16 protein-coding genes are annotated in these 21,446 nt (G+C 45.3%); 6 read left to right on the top strand and 10 right to left on the bottom strand.

Annotated elements, in window-relative coordinates; all coding sequences use genetic code 11:
* A complete protein-coding gene (locus MASE_RS20215) occupies nucleotides 1-615 on the bottom strand; it encodes a hypothetical protein (protein ID WP_232362820.1) in 615 nt (204 codons plus the stop codon).
* A 101-nt stretch (nucleotides 616-716) separates the two neighbouring features.
* On the opposite strand from MASE_RS20215, the gene MASE_RS20045 reads away from it, so the two are divergent.
* Nucleotides 717-863 carry a hypothetical protein gene (locus MASE_RS20045; protein WP_187289708.1) on the top strand — a complete coding sequence of 49 codons (147 nt, stop codon included), beginning with the start codon at nucleotides 717-719 and terminating at the stop codon, nucleotides 861-863.
* A 121-nt stretch (nucleotides 864-984) separates the two neighbouring features.
* Here MASE_RS20045 and MASE_RS06620 read toward each other — a convergent pair whose 3' ends face one another.
* From MASE_RS06620 to MASE_RS06600, 5 genes are all read right to left on the bottom strand, one after another.
* Entirely contained in the window at nucleotides 985-1,470 is a 486-nt protein-coding gene (locus MASE_RS06620; RefSeq protein ID WP_014948974.1) for a c-type cytochrome, read from the bottom strand.
* A 311-nt stretch (nucleotides 1,471-1,781) separates the two neighbouring features.
* Nucleotides 1,782-2,912: a molecular chaperone DnaJ gene (gene dnaJ, locus MASE_RS06615; protein ID WP_014948973.1), complete on the bottom strand. Its 1,131-nt coding sequence runs from the start codon at nucleotides 2,910-2,912 to the stop codon at nucleotides 1,782-1,784.
* A 200-nt stretch (nucleotides 2,913-3,112) separates the two neighbouring features.
* The gene (gene dnaK, locus MASE_RS06610) at nucleotides 3,113-5,041 is read right to left on the bottom strand and encodes a molecular chaperone DnaK (RefSeq protein ID WP_014948972.1); all 1,929 of its coding nucleotides are present in this window, start codon (nucleotides 5,039-5,041) and stop codon (nucleotides 3,113-3,115) included.
* Nucleotides 5,042-5,160: 119 nt separating this feature from the next.
* Nucleotides 5,161-5,784 (bottom strand): nucleotide exchange factor GrpE, encoded by a 624-nt coding sequence (grpE, locus tag MASE_RS06605; RefSeq protein ID WP_014948971.1) that lies wholly within the window; start codon nucleotides 5,782-5,784, stop codon nucleotides 5,161-5,163.
* 212 nt (nucleotides 5,785-5,996) lie between these two features.
* A complete protein-coding gene (locus tag MASE_RS06600; protein WP_014948970.1) occupies nucleotides 5,997-6,902 on the bottom strand; it encodes a tetratricopeptide repeat protein in 906 nt (301 codons plus the stop codon).
* 247 nt (nucleotides 6,903-7,149) lie between these two features.
* Between MASE_RS06600 and MASE_RS06595 the strand changes: the two genes are divergently transcribed.
* The gene (locus MASE_RS06595; protein WP_014948969.1) at nucleotides 7,150-10,665 is read left to right on the top strand and encodes a hybrid sensor histidine kinase/response regulator; all 3,516 of its coding nucleotides are present in this window, start codon (nucleotides 7,150-7,152) and stop codon (nucleotides 10,663-10,665) included.
* A gap of 81 nt (nucleotides 10,666-10,746) precedes the next feature.
* Here MASE_RS06595 and MASE_RS06590 read toward each other — a convergent pair whose 3' ends face one another.
* From MASE_RS06590 to MASE_RS06580, 3 genes are all read right to left on the bottom strand, one after another.
* Nucleotides 10,747-11,640, bottom strand: a complete 894-nt coding sequence (locus tag MASE_RS06590) for an aspartyl protease family protein (RefSeq protein WP_014948968.1) — start codon at nucleotides 11,638-11,640, stop codon at nucleotides 10,747-10,749.
* Between the two features lie 189 nt (nucleotides 11,641-11,829).
* Nucleotides 11,830-12,498, bottom strand: coding sequence for a response regulator transcription factor (locus MASE_RS06585; RefSeq protein WP_014948967.1), 669 nt, complete (start codon nucleotides 12,496-12,498; stop codon nucleotides 11,830-11,832).
* A gap of 229 nt (nucleotides 12,499-12,727) precedes the next feature.
* Nucleotides 12,728-15,106, bottom strand: a complete 2,379-nt coding sequence (locus MASE_RS06580; RefSeq protein ID WP_014948966.1) for a TonB-dependent receptor — start codon at nucleotides 15,104-15,106, stop codon at nucleotides 12,728-12,730.
* Nucleotides 15,107-15,369: 263 nt separating this feature from the next.
* Here MASE_RS06580 and MASE_RS06575 point away from each other — a divergent pair, with 263 nt between their 5' ends.
* From MASE_RS06575 to MASE_RS06560, 4 genes are all read left to right on the top strand, one after another.
* Entirely contained in the window at nucleotides 15,370-16,665 is a 1,296-nt protein-coding gene (locus MASE_RS06575) for a GntP family permease (RefSeq protein WP_014948965.1), read from the top strand.
* 104 nt (nucleotides 16,666-16,769) lie between these two features.
* Entirely contained in the window at nucleotides 16,770-18,191 is a 1,422-nt protein-coding gene (locus tag MASE_RS06570; RefSeq protein WP_014948964.1) for an E22 family MetX-like putative esterase, read from the top strand.
* Nucleotides 18,188-19,258, top strand: coding sequence for an extracellular catalytic domain type 2 short-chain-length polyhydroxyalkanoate depolymerase (locus tag MASE_RS06565; protein ID WP_014948963.1), 1,071 nt, complete (start codon nucleotides 18,188-18,190; stop codon nucleotides 19,256-19,258). The genes MASE_RS06570 and MASE_RS06565 overlap by 4 nt, the downstream gene beginning before the upstream one ends.
* Nucleotides 19,251-20,018, top strand: a complete 768-nt coding sequence (locus tag MASE_RS06560; protein WP_014948962.1) for a 3-hydroxybutyrate dehydrogenase — start codon at nucleotides 19,251-19,253, stop codon at nucleotides 20,016-20,018. The genes MASE_RS06565 and MASE_RS06560 overlap by 8 nt, the downstream gene beginning before the upstream one ends.
* 88 nt (nucleotides 20,019-20,106) lie before the next feature.
* Here MASE_RS06560 and MASE_RS06555 read toward each other — a convergent pair whose 3' ends face one another.
* Nucleotides 20,107-21,267, bottom strand: coding sequence for an iron-containing alcohol dehydrogenase (locus MASE_RS06555; RefSeq protein WP_041693433.1), 1,161 nt, complete (start codon nucleotides 21,265-21,267; stop codon nucleotides 20,107-20,109).
* Nucleotides 21,268-21,446: the final 179 nt, after the last annotated feature.

The following is a 21,446-nucleotide window of genomic DNA, read 5'->3' as shown; positions in this document are numbered from 1 at the left end:
CTAGAGCCCTTGATGGTTATCAGCTAAGCACTCAGTGACCGCAGACTCCCAACGGGTTCGGGTAGCCTCTTTGTCGTATCGATTTGATTGTTCATACAAATCAAACACTCGTCGCCACTGGTCATGACTGACACTGCCAATTGATAAGTCTTCTGGTGTGCGTTCAGCCAACCGCATGATCATTTGATCAAAGCCATGACTGATGTGTTTTTCTGGCCAAGGTATAAAATTATCCGTTTCTTCTAACAGTGGCTGCCACTTACGTAATTCTCGCTTCAAACTTGGCCATTCGGCAGAATTTTTCAAAACGTTGAAACTGGCAACACCTTGATCCGCCATTTTCTCTGGTAAGGAGACTAAATCGGCGTTCCGCGATAAGATCCTTACAAAACCTTGCTCAATTAGTGACGTGAGCGGAGAACAACTGGGGTTTAGAATAGCTTGCCTTGCCGCACTATTATTAAGTAAATACCCATCATTGATAAGTATCTTCTCTCCTAATATAGCCTTCCTCACTAGCAATTGATTAAAGTAGTTTATATCAGCGTCGAATTGCCAAGGAAAACGCTCTACAACATCGTCCAGTGTACCTACATACGTTAGCGAGGGTCGCATCTTATCTCCATATTAAAAATCTGTTGTTAAGCACTTACGAATATACCACAGCGTATGGGTCTTAACGATGTACTCTCGTAGACACGTTCTACAAGGCTATAATGAAGTCAATTTCTGAGGTGGCTAAGTGTGTGGCGATGCCTGATGCTTATTACCTACAAAGCCCTGGACGAAAAAGTACACTACTGTTTGAGGAAGGTTGCGAGTCTGCGCTTCAGCGCCACTCTCAATTTATCTGTATGATTTAATTATAAAATACTAATTAACACATCGAAGTACTAATCGAGGTTTTGGGTCAGTAAAATGCAATAGTACATTCTTACTGACCCGATATTAGAGCGCTTTCACGTGTTGAAAAACAAGCTTGGGCTAGTCCTTCTTATAGTCGTCATGGCATGATTTACAACTTGCACCAATTTTACCGATTGCACCTCTGTACGCGCTTTCATCACCCGCTTTAACAGCTGCTTGAAGCCCTTGCGCTGCCGTTTTAAGTGCCATCACTTTCTTTTCTACATCTGAGAAATTTTCCCAAATTTCATCTTTTGCGCCAGTTTCAACGTCAAACTTACGGGTATCAACTGATAAATAATCGCCCATCATGTCAGCAAGTTGTTCTAGACGTACGGCATTTGTTTCCATAACGCTTTCGTCAAAAGGTAGAGCACCTTTTGCCATGCCACCTAACGGTCCCATGTTACTGCGTACTAACTGAAAAACGGCCTGGCGATATTGTGTTGCAGCTCCCGCGTGTTTTTCTGACGTTGCTTCTGTCACGTCAGCAGCTAATACCGAGCCTGATAAGATTGCGCCTGCCGTGGCAGCGCTCAGTAGCAATTTACTTGAAAATTTCATGCCTGTTCCCTTGTTAGGTAAATATTATTCATTGGTCTCAAACGGGCTTTTAAGCCTTGTGATCTGCAAGCTAAAAGTCCCGATACTTGGGTTATCGTGACGAATAGTCGGATGATGCGCAAGATTTTTAGCGGTAAAAGTAAGTAAAGAAAAGACTAACTCCCCCTTTCCTTCTTAAAGTGAGCACTTTCTATTACAAATACCAATCTGCATGGATAATTGGCCACTCATAAGAGCGCGTTTAAGTGCCTTTCAAAAATAAAAAAGCCCTCAACTGAGGGCTTTCAAATGAAGTATGTACTACTAAGCAATTAGTTCGTTAAGTCGTCAAAGAACTTTTTAACGCCGTCAAAGAAGCCTTGCGCTTTCGGGCTATGCTTACTTGACGCTTTACCCATCGACTCTTCAAGCTCTTGAAGTAGTTCTTTTTGGCGAGATGATAAGTTTACTGGTGTTTCGACCACAACCTTACACATTAAGTCGCCCATGGCACCGCTTCGCACTGATTTAACACCTTTACCACGTAGACGGAACATTCGGCCAGTCTGCGTTTCAGGGCTGATTTTCAGTTTTACTTTCCCATCTAGCGTTGGCACTTCTAGCTCGCCGCCAAGGGCTGCCGTAGTGAAGCTCAACGGTACTTCACAGTACAAATTGTTGCCATCGCGCTTAAAGATATCGTGCTCACGTACGTGGACCTGAACGTATAAATCACCTGGAGGTGCACCGTTCTCTCCAGCTTCACCTTCGCCTGATAGACGAATACGATCACCGGTATCTACGCCAGCTGGAATTTTAACGTTAAGGGTCTTAGTCTTTTCTTTACGACCGTGGCCATGACAGCTGTTACAAGGATCTTCAATGATCTTGCCTTTGCCCGAACACGTAGGGCAAGTCTGCTGAACAGCAAAGAAACCTTGGCGCATTTGAACTTGGCCATTGCCGTGACAGGTTGGACAGGTCTTAGGTGAAGAGCCTTTCTTCGCACCAGAACCATCACAGACTTCACACTCGACCAAAGTTGGTACGCGAATATCTACGCTCTTGCCACGAACCGCTTCTTCAAGCGTTAGCTCTAAGTTGTAGCGGAGGTCTGAACCTTGACGTGCGCGAGATTGACGACCTCCTCGGCCACCGCCGAAGATATCACCAAATACATCACCAAAAATATCGCCGAAATCGGCACCACCACCGAAGCCACCGCCACCACGGTTAGGATCTACTCCCGCGTGGCCATATTGGTCGTATGCTGCACGTTTCTGCGAATCTGACAGAATTTCGTAGGCTTCCTGGATTTCTTTAAATTTATCTTCCAGGCCTTTATCGCCTTGCGTACGGTCAGGGTGATATTTCATCGCCAGCTTCTTATACGCCTTTTTAATTTCGCGTTCGCCTGCGCTTTTATCTACCCCGAGTACTTCGTAGTAGTCTCGTTTCGACATATCGTTTACATATCCTACTTTTTGTCGATAAGCATTTTATGCTCATCGAATCTACATCTGACTGTTGTGAAAATAACCTGAACACACATTCAATAAAGCCAAGTCATTTACACAACAAAGGCGCAACAAGAAATTCCTGCTGCGCCTGAACTGCTTACACGGCCCGCTAACATGCTATGTAACGGGCCTGACACAACAGTTTACTTCTTGTCGTCGTCTTTCACTTCTTCGAATTCAGCGTCAACAACGTCATCGTCTGCTTTACCAGAAGAAGCTTGCTGCTCTGCACCTTCTGCGCCACCGGCTGCAGCTTGCTGAGCTTGCGCCGCTTCCATCAGCTTGCTAGATGCTTGGATAAGCTCTTGCGTTTTCGCTTCGATGTCCGCTTTGTCTTCGCCTTTAACTGCAGTTTCAAGTGCTGAAAGTGCTTCTTCGATTGGCGCTTTGTCTTCTGCACTTAGTGCATCGCCAACTTCTTCAAGCTGTTTACGTGTGGCGTGAACCATACCGTCAGCTTGGTTACGCGCTTGAATCAGCTCTTCAAACTTCTTATCAGACTCTTTATTCGCTTCCGCGTCAGCTACCATTTTTTCTACTTCTTCATCGCTTAGGCCTGAAGAGGCTTTGATAGTGATCTTCTGCTCTTTACCTGTGTCTTTGTCTTTCGCAGACACGTGTAGGATACCGTCAGCATCAAGATCGAATGTTACTTCGATTTGCGGTACACCGCGTGCTGCTGGACGAATACCTTCTAGGTTGAACTGACCAAGAGACTTGTTGCCACTTGATTGCTTACGCTCACCCTGTAGTACGTGTACTGTTACCGCAGACTGGTTGTCTTCAGCAGTTGAGAACGTTTGCGACTTCTTCGTTGGAATTGTCGTGTTCTTCTCGATAAGCACAGTCATCACGCCACCCATAGTCTCGATACCTAGAGACAGAGGTGTAACGTCTAGAAGTAGTACGTCTTTAACGTCACCTGACAGTACGCCACCTTGAATTGCTGCGCCTACTGCAACTGCTTCGTCAGGGTTTACGTCTTTACGTGGCTCTTTGCCAAAGAATTCAGTCACGTACTTCTGTACTAGCGGCATACGAGTTTGACCACCAACTAGGATGATGTCGTTGATGTCGCCTACAGAAAGATCTGAATCAGCTAGTGCCTTCTTAAGCGGCTCAAGTGAATTCTTAACTAGGTCTTCAACCAAAGACTCAAGTTTTGCACGAGTAAGCTTAATAGCTAAGTGCTTAGGACCTGTTGCATCTGCAGTGATGTATGGCAGGTTAACTTCGGTCTGTTGAGAAGAAGAAAGCTCAATCTTCGCTTTTTCACCGGCTTCTTTAAGACGCTGCATAGCAAGCGGATCTTTACGAAGGTCGATACCTTGGTCTTTCTTAAACTCTTCAACTAGGTAGTTGATAACACGGTTATCGAAGTCTTCACCACCAAGGTGAGTATCACCATTAGTTGCTAGTACTTCAAACGTGTGTTCGCCGTCTACTTCATCGATTTCGATGATAGAGATATCGAACGTACCACCACCTAAGTCGTATACTGCAACAACGTTGTCGCCTTGCTTTTTGTCCATGCCGTAGGCAAGAGCAGCAGCAGTTGGCTCGTTGATAATACGCTTAACTTCAAGACCAGCGATGCGACCCGCGTCTTTAGTTGCTTGACGCTGAGAATCGTTGAAGTAAGCAGGAACAGTGATAACTGCGCCAGTAACTTCTTCACCAAGATAATCTTCAGCTGTCTTTTTCATTTTCTTAAGTACTTCAGCAGAAATCTGCGGAGGCGCCATTTTCTCGCCTTTCGCTTCTACCCACGCATCACCATTATCAGCACCTACAATTTTGAAAGGCATGATGTCGATGTCACGCTGTACTTCTTTATCTTGAAAGCGACGACCAATTAGACGCTTAATTGCGAATAATGTGTTAGTCGGGTTAGTTACCGCCTGACGCTTTGCAGACTGACCAACTAATGTTTCCCCATCGTTTGTGTAAGCGATGATTGAAGGGGTTGTACGATCGCCTTCCGCGTTTTCAATTACGCGAGGTTTGTCGCCGTCTAGAACTGCGACACATGAATTCGTTGTACCTAAATCGATACCAATGATTCTACCCATTTCGTGTCTCCGAAAAAGTTTCTTAATTCTGTACTTTTAGTGGGGTTATTCCCCAGCCTTTTCAATAGATGTCAGTAAAAAAACTGACATTTTTGTGTGTTTATCGCAAAAAGCGTGACTTACGCTTGCGTGTCCACACCACCACTTGGCGCACGCGATACCATAACCATGGCAGGGCGTAACAAGCGGCCGTTAATTTGATAACCTTTCTGCATAACCGCCATCACCGTATTTGGCTCGTGGTCTGCACTTTCTTGCATAGACATTGCCTGATGCAAGTCAGGGTTGAAGGTTTCGCCCTGCGGATCAATAAGGCTTAATCCAAATTTCTCAATAGTGCTTAAGAAAGTTTTGTGGGTCATTTCCACACCTTCTAGAAGCGGCTTAACCGCTTCATTGTCGCCATCGGTCATTTCGATAGCACGCTCTAGGTTATCGATAACCGGAAGCAACTCTCCAGCAAAGCGTTCAAGGGCAAATTTACGCGCCTTTTCTACTTCACCTTCAGCACGACGACGTGCGTTGTCAGCATCTGCACGCGCGCGAAGCACGCCATCTTGCTGCTCTTTGATTGTGGCTTGCGCCTCAGAAAGTGCCGTTTCTAGCTCGTAAATGCGTTGAGCATTTTCATCAAGCTCTACGCCTTCTGCTTGTGACGCTTCTACTTGCGCTTCTTCAGCATTTTGTACAGTTTGATCAACTGTATTTTCTTGTTCTGCCTGCACGTCGCGATTATCGCTCATGCCTACCTCCAAACGTTTTTCTTAATTAGGCATTGCCCAATAACGTTAAAATTATTGGGAATAAGTCTGTTGCGCTTAGTTATGGGGCTAGATTTAAGGTGATCAAGGGTATCCACATTATTTTTGTGGGTGATTTTAAAAAAATATAAAAAAAGCCAAACTTCAATACTAAGTTTGGCTTCCTAACGCTTTAATGAGTTTCTTTAATTTAGTTACCTAGTGGTACCAACTTGCCAAAATGTTGGCGTTCGTATTGAACCACTATCTAGGATAACACACTGAGGGTCACCTCTTTTGCAACCATTCCCTTTTATCCTGCTTCCCGTTTGCCCATGGTGCTTTCTGAGTTCACTTAGCATCAACCCGTGAACATCGCCCATATTGATACTAATTCCAGTCACCGTAATAGTTTCAATGCTGCTATCGAGACCAGCAGTAGCCTTAGGGTTCTCATTATCCTGCGCTATAACTTTCTCTCCACTTAATTGTTGAAGTAGCTCTACAGAATTGGCGTATTTACCTGACGCTGGAAATGCTAATAGAGACTTCGCTTTCACTATATCCTTTTCCACAAACTCTCCATTGATATAAAGAACGGCTAATACATAGTTAGCGAGGTAGCTCATTCCTTCTTCAACTTCGGCTTCCAAAAATTCAACCGCAGTCGCTTTTTCTTCGTCGGTAGATTCATTATCAGAAAAGACGAGAACAGCATATTCCTCTGCCGTTCTATTAACGCCTTCATCTGCAGCAAATTTCATCAATCGCTTGGCTTCAGCCATATTCTTTTGTGTACCAATTCCCTGTGCAGCCATCCCCGCTGCTTGTCGGTAAGCTGGCAGGAAGCCCTGTTTGGCAGACTTATCAAAGTAATAATAGGCATTTTCTAAATCTGTCTTTACCCCAGATTCAGGATTCATAAAGATGTGGCCAAGGGAGAAGCTGGTTTGTTCATGACCTCTGGACGCCAAAGCTCGAAGTGTATTCAGCTTAGCAACTGAACAATCTTCGTCTGCGCATTCAGGTTGATTCGGAATAGCCCAAACAGATGCAGATATTATAGTTGAAATTAGTAGTGAGATTCGCAGAATACGTGTGCTTGCTGAATTTTGTTTCATTAAATTCCCTTTTTATTATTCCGGTGATTGGCTAAGACCGACTTATGTGTAAATCCTACTGCTCAAAAAGACGTCGCCTTGTATAAAAACCTATCACTTATCGTTCAAATTGCAAATAATTAACTCCGAAATATTGCTTGTGTACCAACAGAAGATACCTCGCATGTGAAAACTATGTTAATGTAAATCAACAATAAAACGCGCTTTCAATTGCGCTAATAAATGCGTTCAACTACACGGAATATCTATGCTAAGTATCTGGACGGTTGGCACTATTGTTGGTTGTTATCTCCTCGCGCTTTTCGCTTTAGCATTTTGGGGCGATAAGCGTTTACGTGACAACCGGCAACACCCAATATTGTACAGCCTTGGATTGGGTGTGCATTGTACATCTTGGGCATTTTTCGGCACTACCTCTCAAGCAGCACAATATGGCTGGGCAGTTATCCCTACTTATTTAGGGATTATGCTGACTATGGCATTTGCGTTTCCTGTGGTGCTTCATATAAGCAGACTGTGTCAACAACACAACATCAGCTCTTTAGCAGACCTCATCTCACTTAAATACCAGCACTCCCACTTGATTGCCGCGCTTATCACTTTACTGTGTTTTTTCGGTGTAGTGCCCTACATCGCCCTGCAGTTAGACGCCATTACGAAATCAATAAATTTGTTGACTGACGACGCGCATACAAGCACGCCATGGTTAAGTATCTACGTAGCTATCTTGCTCGCATTATTTGCCATTATCTTCGGTACCCGTACACTCAACTTGACCGACAAACACCCCGGTCTGCTATTTACTATAGCGTTTGAATCGGTTATAAAGCTTGTTGCCCTGTGCGCTGTAGGTGTTTTCGTTTGCTTCTATCTGTTTGATGGTGTGTTGGATTTGGTGTCTAACGCCGCCTCAAATGCCAGTGCTCGAGAAGTCATTTATGCTGATAGCGCACCCTGGGTTTATGTATCACATGTTGTTTTGGGCGTTTGCTCTATGTTCGTTTTGCCACGACAGTTTCATATGAACTTCGTTGAGCAGAACGGTGAGGGGGAGCTTAGAACAGCAAGGTGGCTATTTCCCCTCTATTTATTTGACATGACCCTTTTTATTATTCCTATTGCACTTGCAGGAAAAATGCTGCTGCCAGTGGATACGAGCTCTGATGCGTATGTGCTTGCCCTACCTTTATATGCTGAAAATATCGCGCTGTCGTCATTTGCTTTCATAGGAGGTCTTTCTGCAACCACCAGCATGGTGATTGTTGCAACCTTGGCGCTGGGAATAATGATCTCGAACAATGTTGTCACGCCACTTTGGCTAAAAGCGCGACTAAAGACTTCGCCCAATCGTTCAATGCAGCCAAACAAAATACTGTCTATACGTCGTATTACCGTTGTGGTCGTACTTAGCATTGCGCTCTGGTATCACTTGAATATAAGTCAGGCTGCACCTCTGGTTAAAAGCGGGGTGATTGCTATAGCATTATTAGCACAGTGCATGCCTGCACTTATGTTTGGTCTTTACTGGCCGAAAAGCAACAAAGCTGCCGCTATTTGCGCCTTATTGGTAGGGTTCACATGTTGGGCAGCATTCCTCCTCTACCCAAGCTTACTGTCGAGTTATTATTTCAACCCAGTACCCACTGACCAAGCGCTTGGTTTGGGCTTTGCCTTTTCCTTATTGGCTAATTGCCTAACATTCGTTACGGTTGCATTGATTACATCAAGACGTGGCATGAAGCCAAATGATACGCTCCTCACAGATCACGACACACCTCGTTTACTGGTAAAAGTGAGGGACTTAATTGCACTCACCGAACGTGTGCTCGAAAGTGCCACGCACTCTCAACTGGTTAAGCAGCTATCAGTTGACGTCAATCGCGCCGCTAGCAGTGGTTATGCCAGTCAGGCGCTTATCGACAGGGTAAATAAGTTGCTTGCTGCACAAGTAGGAGCACCTAGTGCTCGTATATTACTGGGTGCCATCGCAGATACAGGCAGCGATAGCTTTCCAGAACTGGTTGACTGGGTAGAAGAAGCTTCTCAGTCATTTCAGTTTAACCACGAGGTACTTCAATCGTCAGTGCAAAACATTGAGCAAGGCATAAGTGTGCTTGATGACAAACTGCAGCTACTAGCGTGGAACGAACGTTACGTGGAGTTATTTGCCTACCCTAAAGGATTTCTAAAAGCGGGCATGCCCATTACCGATATACTTAGCTACAACGCGAACCGAGGGTTGTTTAGCCCCTCATCTATCGAAAAGCGCGTTAGCTACATGCTGGAAGGCACCCGTCATAAACATATTCGCAAACAGCCTGACGGAAAAGTGATTGAACTTAACGGCGCGCCGCTACCTGGTGGCGGCTACGTGACTACCTATAGCGATATCACTGAATACATAGCAATTCAAAAAGAATTAGAAAGTGCAAAAGAAGACTTGGAGGCAAGGGTTGCGCAGCGTACAGCAGAATTAGAAGAAGCCAAACAACACGCTGACAAAGCTAACGAGAGCAAAACCAAATTTCTGGCCGCGGCTGGGCACGATCTCATGCAACCTTTCAACGCCGCAACATTATTTGCCAGCATGCTCAGCAAAAAGACGCAAGGTAGTGAACTGGCCACACTATCTGAAGGCGTGGTGAATTCTTTGGACAATGCTCAGAGCTTACTTTCAATGCTACTTGATATGACGAAATTAGACGCTGGCGTACTTACCCCTCAAAAGACTGAATTTCCAGTCAGTGATATGTTGTCTTCATTGGTGCAGGAATTTAGTGTCATTGCAAAGCAAAAAGGTATTGAGCTCAGGTATGTACCGACCAGAGTTATGGTGTACTCGGACAAAGTGCTACTGCGACGGGTGCTTCAAAACTTGCTGTCCAACGCAGTCCGCTATACCGCAAAAGGCCGTATTTTGGTGGGCGTGAGACGCACAAGAGTCACAAATACCGAGCAGGTTATAAAGCTTTGTGTTTACGATACCGGACTAGGTATCGCCGACCACCAACAGCATGAAATATTTAGTGAATTCCACCAGCTAGAGAGCAACAACAAAGGCGAAGGAATTGGATTAGGCCTGACTATTGTAGATAAGATATGTCGACTACTCGGTCATGAAGTCGGACTGACTTCATCGCCAAATAAAGGAAGCTGCTTCAGTGTGGCTATATCTAGAGCATTTCAAAGCGAAGCCTCGATTCCCACAGCATACAAAAGCAACACTAACCATGTTGACTCCCCTTTTAATAAATCGGTATTAACGAAGAACTCAGCAAGTGCGCCAAATAATTCAGTAAGCGTTCAAAAAAGCGCATTAGACAGCCGTTCTCGCCCTGTCTCCTCGCACTCCCATCAAATGCCCTCTTTAGACTCAGCGAATAAAAACAACAATGCATTTTTAAAAGACACCCGTTTTCTACTTGTAGAAAATGACGAGCAAGTGGCAAATGCAATGTGTACCTTACTGAGAGATTGGGGAGGGAGTACAACATTGATAGCGGGCGGAGCAGAAGTGTCGAGTATTTCACAAGAACACTTTGATGTGCTCGTCGCCGATTATCACCTAAATTATGGCGAAACCGGTTTTGACGTTGCAGCGATTCTTTCTGAAAATAACGTGCGTTTTGCCTTAAAGATTTTAGTCACTGCCAACAGAAGTAACGACATAAGAGAGGAAGCGGCGGAGCAACAATTTAGCTACCTGCCAAAACCCTTAAAGCCTGCGGCACTTAAGCGACTGCTAAAGCAATCGCTTGTTTAATAGAGAACTCGTGATCGCGTTTATAGTACGGCAGTAGGTATTTCGTCTTCTTTTGGTAGCTGGTTTGCATCAAGATACGTTTTACTTTTGCGGTAACGCGATGTGAAGTTTCCCGTAACGATAATCAAGTGTTACAACGAAGTCTTTCAACAAATCATAGCCTATTAAGCCTACTACCCGCTTTCCACCTATCCGGCTACCCGTTCTTTCATACTGGCTTTCTAAGTTTGTCTTTTGCCCTTCAGCAGGAAAGCTAACCTTAACGTCACTAATCTCGAATGGGCCAAACTTCACGACATCAGACGTAGCGAACTCATTGACCCCAGAACTATTGGCACCAAATGACGTGCTTGCGCCTTCCACTTTTTCAAGCAACCCAACCTTGGACGCCGCTCGACGGTTAATCAAAATTGTACCGGCGTTACCAGTATCGACTAATAGCCACAAAGCAACACCGTTAATTTCTACTTGCGCGATAGGCATTCCACTACCCTGTTGAGAGTTGGCTCGAACATTTGCCACCTCCCCCATATCTATCGAATCACGCGTTACTAAACGAATTTTTCTGTGGGGATAGTCCAATTGAACAATGAAGTTATTGAAAAAACCTGCCCCCAGTAGCATACCATTAGAGTGATGACCTAAGCTGGATTCGACAAGTGAATCCAGCTCGAAATCACTACTGAATATTTCAACGTTTACATTGTTGTAAGCGTTACGCCTTTCAACGTCATACACCCCTTTAACGGTCACGGGGCGCCCTTTATCAAGGTCTAAATCATGCTTCCCGATAAACGCGCGATTGATACTGTTTATTTGTGCTCCTGAATCCAGCATGACCCGAGATTCGATGCCTTCTATGGTAACAGGCAGAAAAACGTGACCGTTGTCCAGAGTGAAATCTGTCCATGCTGTAACGGCACTAAACGCATTGAAAGAACTAAGAAGAAGGGAAAGTAAAATAAATCGCGTCATAAATATCCTTTTACGCCAGTAAACTAATCCTTTGAAATCTTACGCTAGCACATGAGCTGATTGAGATCGAATTAGCACGATGAACCGAACGCGTAAAAATCCCTAATCTAGTGGAAAGCATCTAATACGTGTTAGTGCTTAAACTATATCGATATGATCATAGTCTTGAAGACGACTATCGCTTTCCGTTTAGCTTAAATGCATTGCATTTTTGAACGCGATACCAGCCTTGGTTCTGTTAATAACACCAAGCTTTCTCAATACTGCAGATACATGCTGTTTAACGGTGGACTCAGAAATGGCCAGTTCGTAAGCAATCTGCTTGTTAAGCAAGCCGTCTGATACCATTCGCAACACTTTAAGTTGGTGAGGGGTAAGTTGCTTTAATCGGTTGGTGAAATCATCTTGGCCAGAGTGGCCATTCGCATTCGATGCAGTGGCATTTGGCATCGTAGCTGATGCATTGTGAACTGAAGGCGGGATCCAAGTTTCACCGTCTAACACCGTATTTACCGCGTCAATAATGCAATCGACCGAAGCTGATTTGGGTATAAAACCGCTTGCGCCTAACGCAAACGATTTTGCCATAACATCAGGCTCTTCTTGTGCGGTAATAACAACAACAAGTACATCAGGATAGAGCGCATGTACCTCAGCAAGGCCATTTAACCCTTCATTGCCTGGCATAGTGAGATCTAAGAAAAGCAGATCGATGTCGTCATTTTCTTCAAGACTAGTGAGCGTATCGGGGAACGTGGAAGTTTCTACAAGTTCGATATGCTCCACACTAGCTAACGCATGGCACATCGCAGCCCTGAACAGAGGATGATCGTCAGCAATCAAGATTTTCACAGACATAATGCTATCAACTTGTAACTACCTTGTTAATCAACATACTACCACGCCGGTAAAAAAAGGTTAATCTTATTGGCGTATCTGTTATTTAGTAAGGCTCCGCACCACGCCCTTCACTGCTCGACATATCCGCCGGCCAACACAATCGAAAGAGGTCGAGCAAACGTGAGCACGCCTAAGCGCAATGGCCTAGGCGTGAAACGTGTTGCAGGTCTTCTTCAGAACATACCGTTTAGAATCGATAACCTACCGTAAGGTGAACTGTACGTGGGTCACCGTAATAACCGATAAGTGTCGTATCACCACCAAGGCCCGGACCAAAGTTACCTTCATCGTCTTGCGTGACAAAGTCATAACCACCAACCAGATACTCTTCATCGGTCAGGTTTTTGACGTGTAGTCCAGCATACCAGTCGCCTTCAACGCTTTCCCAGCGCGCGCTTAAGTTCACCATCCCATAGGCATCTTGTTGAATAAGATCGCTGGTTTCAAAGATAAGATAATCATCGCGATAGTAGTAGTTGGCGTTGAAAGTAATATCCCCAAAACTCGTTTCTAGTAGGTAGTTGGCATTAAGATTAAAGGTATTCTCTGGCGTACTTGCTAGACCAATCAACGGAGGGATTGCATTGTTTTTCTTAATCTCAAAGTCAATATAACCATAAGCAACGTCAAACTGAAGGTTATCCGTGGCTACCCACGTCATCTCCAACTCGGCGCCTTTTGCAGCCGTTTCTGCAGCATTGCGCAGTCGCTGGTCAAGGGCTGTTGGATCAGACAAATCTCCTTCTACACCAATATACTGACGATCTTTGTGGTCGTAAGAGAACAATGTGATATTCATACGAAGTGCGTCGGTTAAGTCACTCTTCACACCCACTTCGAAGCTGTCAACGACTTCTGGTTCAACACCAGGCTCGTTAGTCTGAGCACGAGGGTTAAACGTGCCCGATTTGAAGCCTTGTGAATAGCTCGCGAAGAACATGGTATCGCGGTCCATTTGATACTCCACGCCCACTCGCGGGGTAAAGCGCGACCAACTTTCTACCGCTGGCGCGTCTAACACTTCATCGCCATCGGTGTCTGTCCCAAGTACTTGAGGTACTAATTGTCCGTCGGGACGCACGTACCCATCAATCCAGTCGGTATAAGGATAAACATTGGCGAATACCAGACCGTTATTTACAAACGCGGTCTTTTCTTCATCGGTGTATCGGGCACCAAGCGAAAGCGATAGTTTATCGGTTACGTCATAGTTCATCTGCGCATAGGCAGCCCAGCTTTCTGAGTTATTACAACCCGTCACTTCCCGCGTTAACCCTGAGGCACCAAGCGATTGACCTAACACACCTAAAATGGCATCAAAATTACCGCAACTCTCACCATCGTAAAAATAGAGCCCTGACACTAAGCTAAACGCGTTCCCGGTATAATTCGCTTGAATCTCGTGAGTATCATTACTGTCGTCATACTCTGCCGGTACATCAAAAATAGGCAGAGGCGTATTGTCAAAATCAATGTTGGTAGGTGAATAGCTCTCTCTATGCGAACCAATATATTTAAGCTCTAAATCATCATTCACTCTGTATCGTGCCAGCCAGTTATAGCCTTCTAACTCGACTTTATTCCATGTAGGTAAGCTGGTGTACGAATCGAAAACCGAATCAGGCACGGGCGCATCAGTTAATATACTTGGGATTAAACGGTAGCCGCCTTTCGCATTTGATGTGTCTTCGGTCTTATCCCACCCAATACGGAAAAACAAATCTTCACTCGGGTGAACTTCTAGCGTTACACGTGCTGCCCAGAGATCTTTGTTATAATTCTCTTTATCTTGATTGGGCAACGCGCTTACCAGATATTCGCCGAAGCCGTCGCGGTTTAAGTTGGCATAACCCACGCCTAGATACACCGTGTCTTCAATCAGCGGTATTTGACCTGTCACTTTGATATCACGCTGACTGTAACTACCTACCGTAGCTTCAACGTTCATCTGCGTATCGCCGGTCATTTCTTTCGTAACGTATTTAACCGCGCCACCAATGGTATTCTTTCCGTAAAGCGTCCCCTGCGGGCCACGTAACACCTCAATACGCTGTACGTCTAACAAATCAAGTACGGCCCCTTGTGGGCGAGCAATATAAACATCATCAACATAAATACCCACGCCTGGTTCATAGCCCCAAAGCGGGTCTTGCTGACCCAATCCGCGAATAAACGCCGTCAAGGTGGAATTGGTACCGCGACTAGTTTGTAGCGTAGTGTTGGGCGAAAACTGCTGCACTTCAGTCAGCACGCTAATCCCTTTTTCTCCAAGTTCAACCGCACCAATAGACGTGATAGCTACCGGCGTTTCCTGTAGCGACTCTACAGTTTTTCGCGCTGTCACCTCAATGCGTTCTAATTTTCCTTTTTGCGCTTCGGCATCGGCATCAGCTTGACTATCCTGAGCAAATACTGGCGCTGTGCTTAAAACGCTAGCCACCGCTAGGGCACAAAGGCTGCGAATGGGGAGCTTAACTGAATCGCTTTTGCGTTCTACTGTACTAACAGAGGCTGAATGTGATTGGTAGGGTAAAACCAAGCCATTTGTGTGTATTGATTGAGACATAGTGAGTCCTTGTTGTTCTAAGTTCTGGTCACTGCCGGATGTATTGCCTACGGTCAAAATCACTTTAGTTAATTATTTGTTAATAGTATGTAGTACCATCGTACTATGGGATTTTGATAAAAGTAACGTCAAACTTTATGTCTGTTATGAACGCTTTTTATCTGATTTGTATACACTTTGTGGTTTTGAGTGTAAGCAAATCTTAAATCGACTTAACTGTTTAGGATCATCTGCGGTCACAGATTTTTTAAGGAATAATAACTATGTTAAGTATGATTGGCTTAGTAGGCGGTCTGTTGTTGCTTATTGTTTTGACAATACGCGGAATGAACCTCTTTATTGCTGCACCTTTGTGTGCGCTTGTAGTTGCCATTACCAATAATATCGGCGTCTTCACCGGCGACGTAAACTTCGTTCAAACCTATATGAGTGGTTTCTCTGGCTTTATCGCCTCTTGGTTTTTCATGTTTTTACTTGGTGCGTTATTCGGTAAATTCATGGAAGACACAGGAGCAGCAGATGCTGTTTCTCGCTGGATTATCACCAAAATTGGTTACAAGCGTGCCGTATTAGCTGTTGTGCTAGCTTGCGCTATTTTGACCTACGGTGGTGTAAGCGTGTTTGTGGTAGCGTTTTCTGTTTACCCTATGGCGGTGAGTTTGTTTAAAGATGCCAACCTACCCCGTCGCTTCATACCTGCTGCCATGGCATTCGGGTCGGTAACATTTACGATGACCTCCGCGGGCTCGCCAGAAATCCAAAACTGGATCCCTATAAAGTATTTGGGTACCTCCCCTTTTGCCGCGTGGGAAGTTAGCCTTGTCGTCGCCATATTCATGGCATGCTTCGGTTACTGGTGGCTTGCTAAGATGATCAGAAAAGCCGTTAATAAAGGCGAGGTGTTTGAAGCCAGAGCAAGCGACCCTGAAGTGCGAAACAGAGCGCTACCCCACCCGCTTACCGGAATTGTGCCGTTAGTCGTGGTGTTAGTCATTTCGTTTCTATTCCATGAAGAACTCGCTCAGCTTGCGCTTATTCTGGCGTTAGGCGGCGGCGTACTGTGTTTGCTGGCGATTAACTACAAACATTTTCACAGTTTACCGGTTGCCATAAATGCGGGTACCACCGGCGCATTGATCGCCATAGGTAACACCGCAGCTGTTGTAGGTTTTGGCTCGATAGCAAAAAACACCGAAGCGTTTCAAACAACAGTAGCGCTTATGACCCAAATTCCTGGTAACGAGCTTATTGGTGCCGCCATTGCCGTAAGCGTGATTGCAGGATTAACAGGAAGTGCATCTGGCGGACAAGCCATTGCCTTACCCTTGGTGGCTCCGCATTACCTTGACCAAGGCGTAGAGCCAGAACAGCTACATAGAATTGTGTCTATATCATCAGGCGCATTAGATTCGTTACCTCACAATGGCTATGTGGTTACTACCATACGCGCCATTTGTAACGAAACCCATCAGGCTGCCTACTGGGCGGTTGGTGCGCTAACAGTTGTGGTGCCAGTTATTGGCCTTGCCATGGCCATTGGCCTGTTTAGCATTATGTAGCATTAGTCAAAGCCAAAGATATGGCCTAAGGCCGCACGATATATAAGTCACTCTAGCAAAACATTGCCATCTAAAAATGCGGCCAGAGAAAGGGATAAGAAAGTATGAATTGGAAAAAGACGCTTGCTTCCACGCTAGTGTGGAGTAAGAGCAAAGGCATCAATAAGTTATTGAAACAGCTCAGCTCACAACGAGTGCAGAAACACTTAGCAATAGCAAATTTGGTTGAGGTGTATTTAGTTAAAAAGCAGCGCTCCTTGGTGGGATTATTTGCCACACTAATGTTGACGGTACATTGCCAGGGCATTGCTGGCGAATCCGACGATACATCGCCATCGCTCAGTTCTTCAAAAGCACCTACTTCTGAGCCCGTTTCTTCCTTGCCAAGCGCTTCGCTGATGGTAGAAAAACGCGTTTTTGAAATGCCTCATTTCACAACCTTTGGTGGTAAACAAATTAAAAACGTAAAAGTTGGCTGGGAGGCGTACGGAACACTAAATGAAGCTAAGAGTAACGTTATACTGATTACCCACTATTTTTCTGGATCTTCTCATGCCGCTGGAAAGTACGATGAAAACGATCCAGCGCCAGGCTACTGGGATAGTATTATCGGCCCCGGCAAGGCGATTGATACAGACCGCTTTTATGTAATAAGCGTTGATACGCTGGCCAATCTAAATGCTTACGACCCGCACGTTATTACAACCGGTCCTACGTCAATAAATCCAGATACAGGTAAACCCTATGGCTTAGACTTTCCCGTCGTGACAATACGTGATTTTGTCAATGTTCAAAAAGCACTTCTCGAAAGTTTAGGTATTAGCAAACTGTATGCGGTTATTGGGCCTTCTATGGGCTCTATGCAGGCTATCGATTGGGCGAGCGCTTACCCAGACTGGGTTGAACGTATGATTTCAGTTATCGGCGCAGGTCAAAGCGATGCATGGACTACCGCGGCATTGGAACACTGGGCAACGCCAATCACTCTAGATAAAAACTGGAACAACGGCGCTTATTCCAAAGAGCAAGCCCCTCTTAATGGCTTAGCTGCCTCGCTCATGTTAATTACGCAAAATGCCCTTACCCCTTCTTTTTTCAACCAAACCGGCAACACGTTAGGGTATAAAAATGTTGAGTCGGCGCCGCTGAATGACATACGTCAATCACACAGTATTGTGAACTGGCTACGTGAGCGAGCGAAGACCCGGGCAAAATCTATGGACGCAAACCACCTTTTATATTTGGTTCGAGCTTGCCAGCTCTTCGTTGCTGGACATCAAGGTAATCTTGAGCAAGGGCTGGCGTCGATAAAGGCGAAAACGCTGTTTATTCCAGCTCAAACTGATTTGCTTCTTATGCCCTACTTATCGCAAAGTGCACACCAAGGTTTAACTTCAATGAATAACGACAGCACATTGGTTACGCTAAATGGCAAATTAGGTCATTTGGAAGGCGTGACGAATGTATCCGCTCAGGCTCAGGCTATTAGCCAATTTTTAGAAAATGATAAGGCAGCAATGCAATGATGAAATCTACCCCCTTTTTACGCCACGCGCTTTGTCTGTCTGTATTAAGCGCACTTGCCGTTAGTGTACCGGTATTCGGTAACGAGTCATCTGCGCAAGACGCGCTCCCTTCACTCACCATTGATTTAAAGAACGTTACCGTATCTGGCTTATCGTCAGGCGGTTACATGGCAACACAATTTCAATTAGCACACAGCGACTGGGTAAAAGGCGTTGGCGTTATTGCTGGTGGCCCGTACTTCTGTGCACAAGGTGATATAACCACTGCCCTGGCACAGTGCGTGAACAAGGTAGAGGGAGAAATTAACCTTGAAGCGCTGAATGAAAAAGCCAAACAGTATGAAACTGAAGGAAAAATTGCGTCGCTTTCCAATATGAAAGACACAAAAGTCTGGCTTTTTCACGGTACGCAAGACACCAGAGTGATTGCACCAGTGAGCGATTTATTATTTGAGCAATACAAATTGTGGACAGACACACAAAATATTGCCTATATCAATGATAAACCGATGGCTCACCTTTTTCCCACCAAAAACAATGGGGTTAACTGCATGAAATCAGAGAGCCCCTTCATTGGAAACTGCGATTACGATGCAGCAGGTGCCATGCTCTCTCATCTTGTTGAAGATGTTTCGACACCCGACGAGTCACTGTCAGGGCAAATTCATTCAATTGATCAGCAAAAAATAGCGGGTGACGATGCCAAAACATTAGCAAGTGAAGGCTTTATGTATGTGCCTGAAAGCTGTGCACAAGGCGAGCCATGCAGAGCCCATATTAGTTTCCACGGCTGTAACCAGTATGCCGATGCCGTAGGCGATGCCTACACTACCCAAACAGGGCTGAATGAATGGGCTGATGACAACAATATTGTTGTGCTTTATCCGCAAACTAAGAAGTCGTTATTCATGCCGTTAAATCCACAAGGCTGTTGGGATTGGTGGGGCTATGCCTCTGGCGATTACGCCAACAGGAACGGCGCACAAATAAACGCAGTAAAACAGCTGCTGTTTTCATTAAATAGTGCACCTTCACTAAATAAATCCAACGGAAGTAACAATGACTAAGCGCACAATATTTATCACGGGTGGAGCAAGCGGCATTGGCTTTGGCATTGCTGAGTCAATGATGAAACAAGGGCACCATGTGATCATCGCCGACATAAACGAACAGGCAGCAAAAGAGGCTGTGACTCGACTTGCGCATTTAGACGGTTCGGCCAGCGCAGTAGCCGTAGACGTGTGCGATGCAGGGCAAGTCGCAGCGCTACCTGAGGTACTAGGGAAGCATACCGTTGATGTACTTATAAACAATGCCGGTATTCAGCACGTTTCACGCATAGAGGACTTCCCTGCAGATAAATGGCAGCAGCTTATAAATATCATGCTTGTTGGACCTGCTCTTTTAACCCAAGCTTTTTTACCTGTCATGCGTAAGCAAAATTACGGGCGCATTATCAATGTAGGATCTATTCACTCGTTGGTAGCCTCGCCCTATAAGTCTGCTTATGTAGCGGCGAAGCATGGGCTGTTAGGGTTCGCAAAAACTATCGCGCTTGAAACAGGAGATTGCGATGTAACTATCAATACCCTTTGCCCCGCCTATGTGAAAACACCATTGGTGGAGAAACAAATTGCAGCTCAGGCAAAAGAAAACAATCTTACCGAGGAAGATGTTATAACAAAAATAATGTTAGAACCCATGCCTAAAAAGCAATTTGTTAGCGTTGAAGAGCTTGCCGATACCGCAAGCTTCTTAATGTCACCCAGTGCCCGCAATATAACTGGGCAAACCATGGTGCTTGATGGGGGCTGGACGGCACGATAGCCCGCAAGCTTTTTACACAATATTTCTTTTCACATAAAAAAGACTGCAATAAGCAGTCTTTTTTCATTTAGTGTTTTCGCAAAAAGCGCTATTCCCAAAGAGATACATAAATGGCAACCATTTCTTCAATGGTAGGTACACGTGGATTATTACCGGGAGAACCTGATGCCAGAGCTTGTTCTGCCATTGTTGACGTCGCTGCAAAAAATGCCTCTTTATCAATACCGAAGTCGGCAGGCGTAGGTACCTGCAAATCTGCATTCAGTGCTTTTAGTTCGTTGATAAGCTTTTGATTCGCCACCTCATCAGAGTCACTTTGGGTAGCAACACCCATGGCGCGGGCACATTGTGCATAACGCACTGATGCACTTGGAATAGAAAAGGCGGTAACCGCGGGCAACAACATGGCATTCGACAATCCGTGAGGCACATGGAACGCCGCACCGATAGGCCGGCTCATTCCGTGAACAAGGGCAACTGAAGCATTTGAAAAAGCAATGCCCGCGAGCGTTGAGCCCAGCATCATTGATTCTCTCGCCGTTTCATTTGATGGGTCTGCAAATACAGTGCGTAGATTAGGCGCAATTAACGCCATGGCTGACAATGCCTGTGCATCACTGTAAAGATTGGCTTTACGGCTTACAAACGCTTCAATAGCGTGAGTAAGTGCATCAATGCCTGTATCGGCTGTCACGCGGGCAGGCAAACTTTGCGTTAATGAATAATCGACTAAGGCTGCCGTTGGCATAAACCCTAAACCAACACACAACATTTTTTCAGTGGTATCTTCGTCAGTGATAATGGTAAACCGGGTTGCTTCTGAGCCCGTTCCCGCTGTTGTGGGAATGGCGATAATTGGTAGCCCCGCTTCATCTACAACCCGCGGGAATTTGTAGTCTCGCATTTCGCCGCCGAACTTACCCAAAATAGCGATGGCTTTTGCGCTATCAATAGGGCTTCCACCACCTAAGGCAATGATGCTGTCATAAGTGTGGGTTTTGAACGCATCCACACCGCGATAAATAGACCTCACCGTGGGCTCTGGCACCGTATCTGAAAATACATCGGCGCTTATTCCTGCCTCTTCCAGCACCTGTACTATGGCAGCACTATATCCCAACTCAACCATTACCTTATCGGTAACCAGTAAAGGTTTATGGCAGTTGAGTCCTTTTAGCGTTTCAGCAACCCGCTGACTCGCCCCTTTCCCTATGTGCATCACTCTTGGCAGAATAATTTGATGAGACATGTTTCCCTCGCTGCGAATTCTTTTCATCAGCATACCTAGTACAACGCCCAAAGCAATGACAATGTAAAAATAATGTTACCGCCCCACTACCTCTCCAGCTTTCCTCCAAATACATACAAATGCGTGGTTGTTTCCATTGCCAAGAGTTAATGGTTAATTATTAACATCACCGTACGTGA

Origin of the sequence: Alteromonas macleodii ATCC 27126 (genome assembly GCF_000172635.2) — a bacterium.
In the GTDB taxonomy this organism is placed as follows: Bacteria; Pseudomonadota; Gammaproteobacteria; order Enterobacterales; family Alteromonadaceae; genus Alteromonas; species Alteromonas macleodii.
The sequence above is the reverse complement of the archived record's forward strand: the minus strand, read 5'-3'. Positions and strand labels throughout refer to the sequence as shown.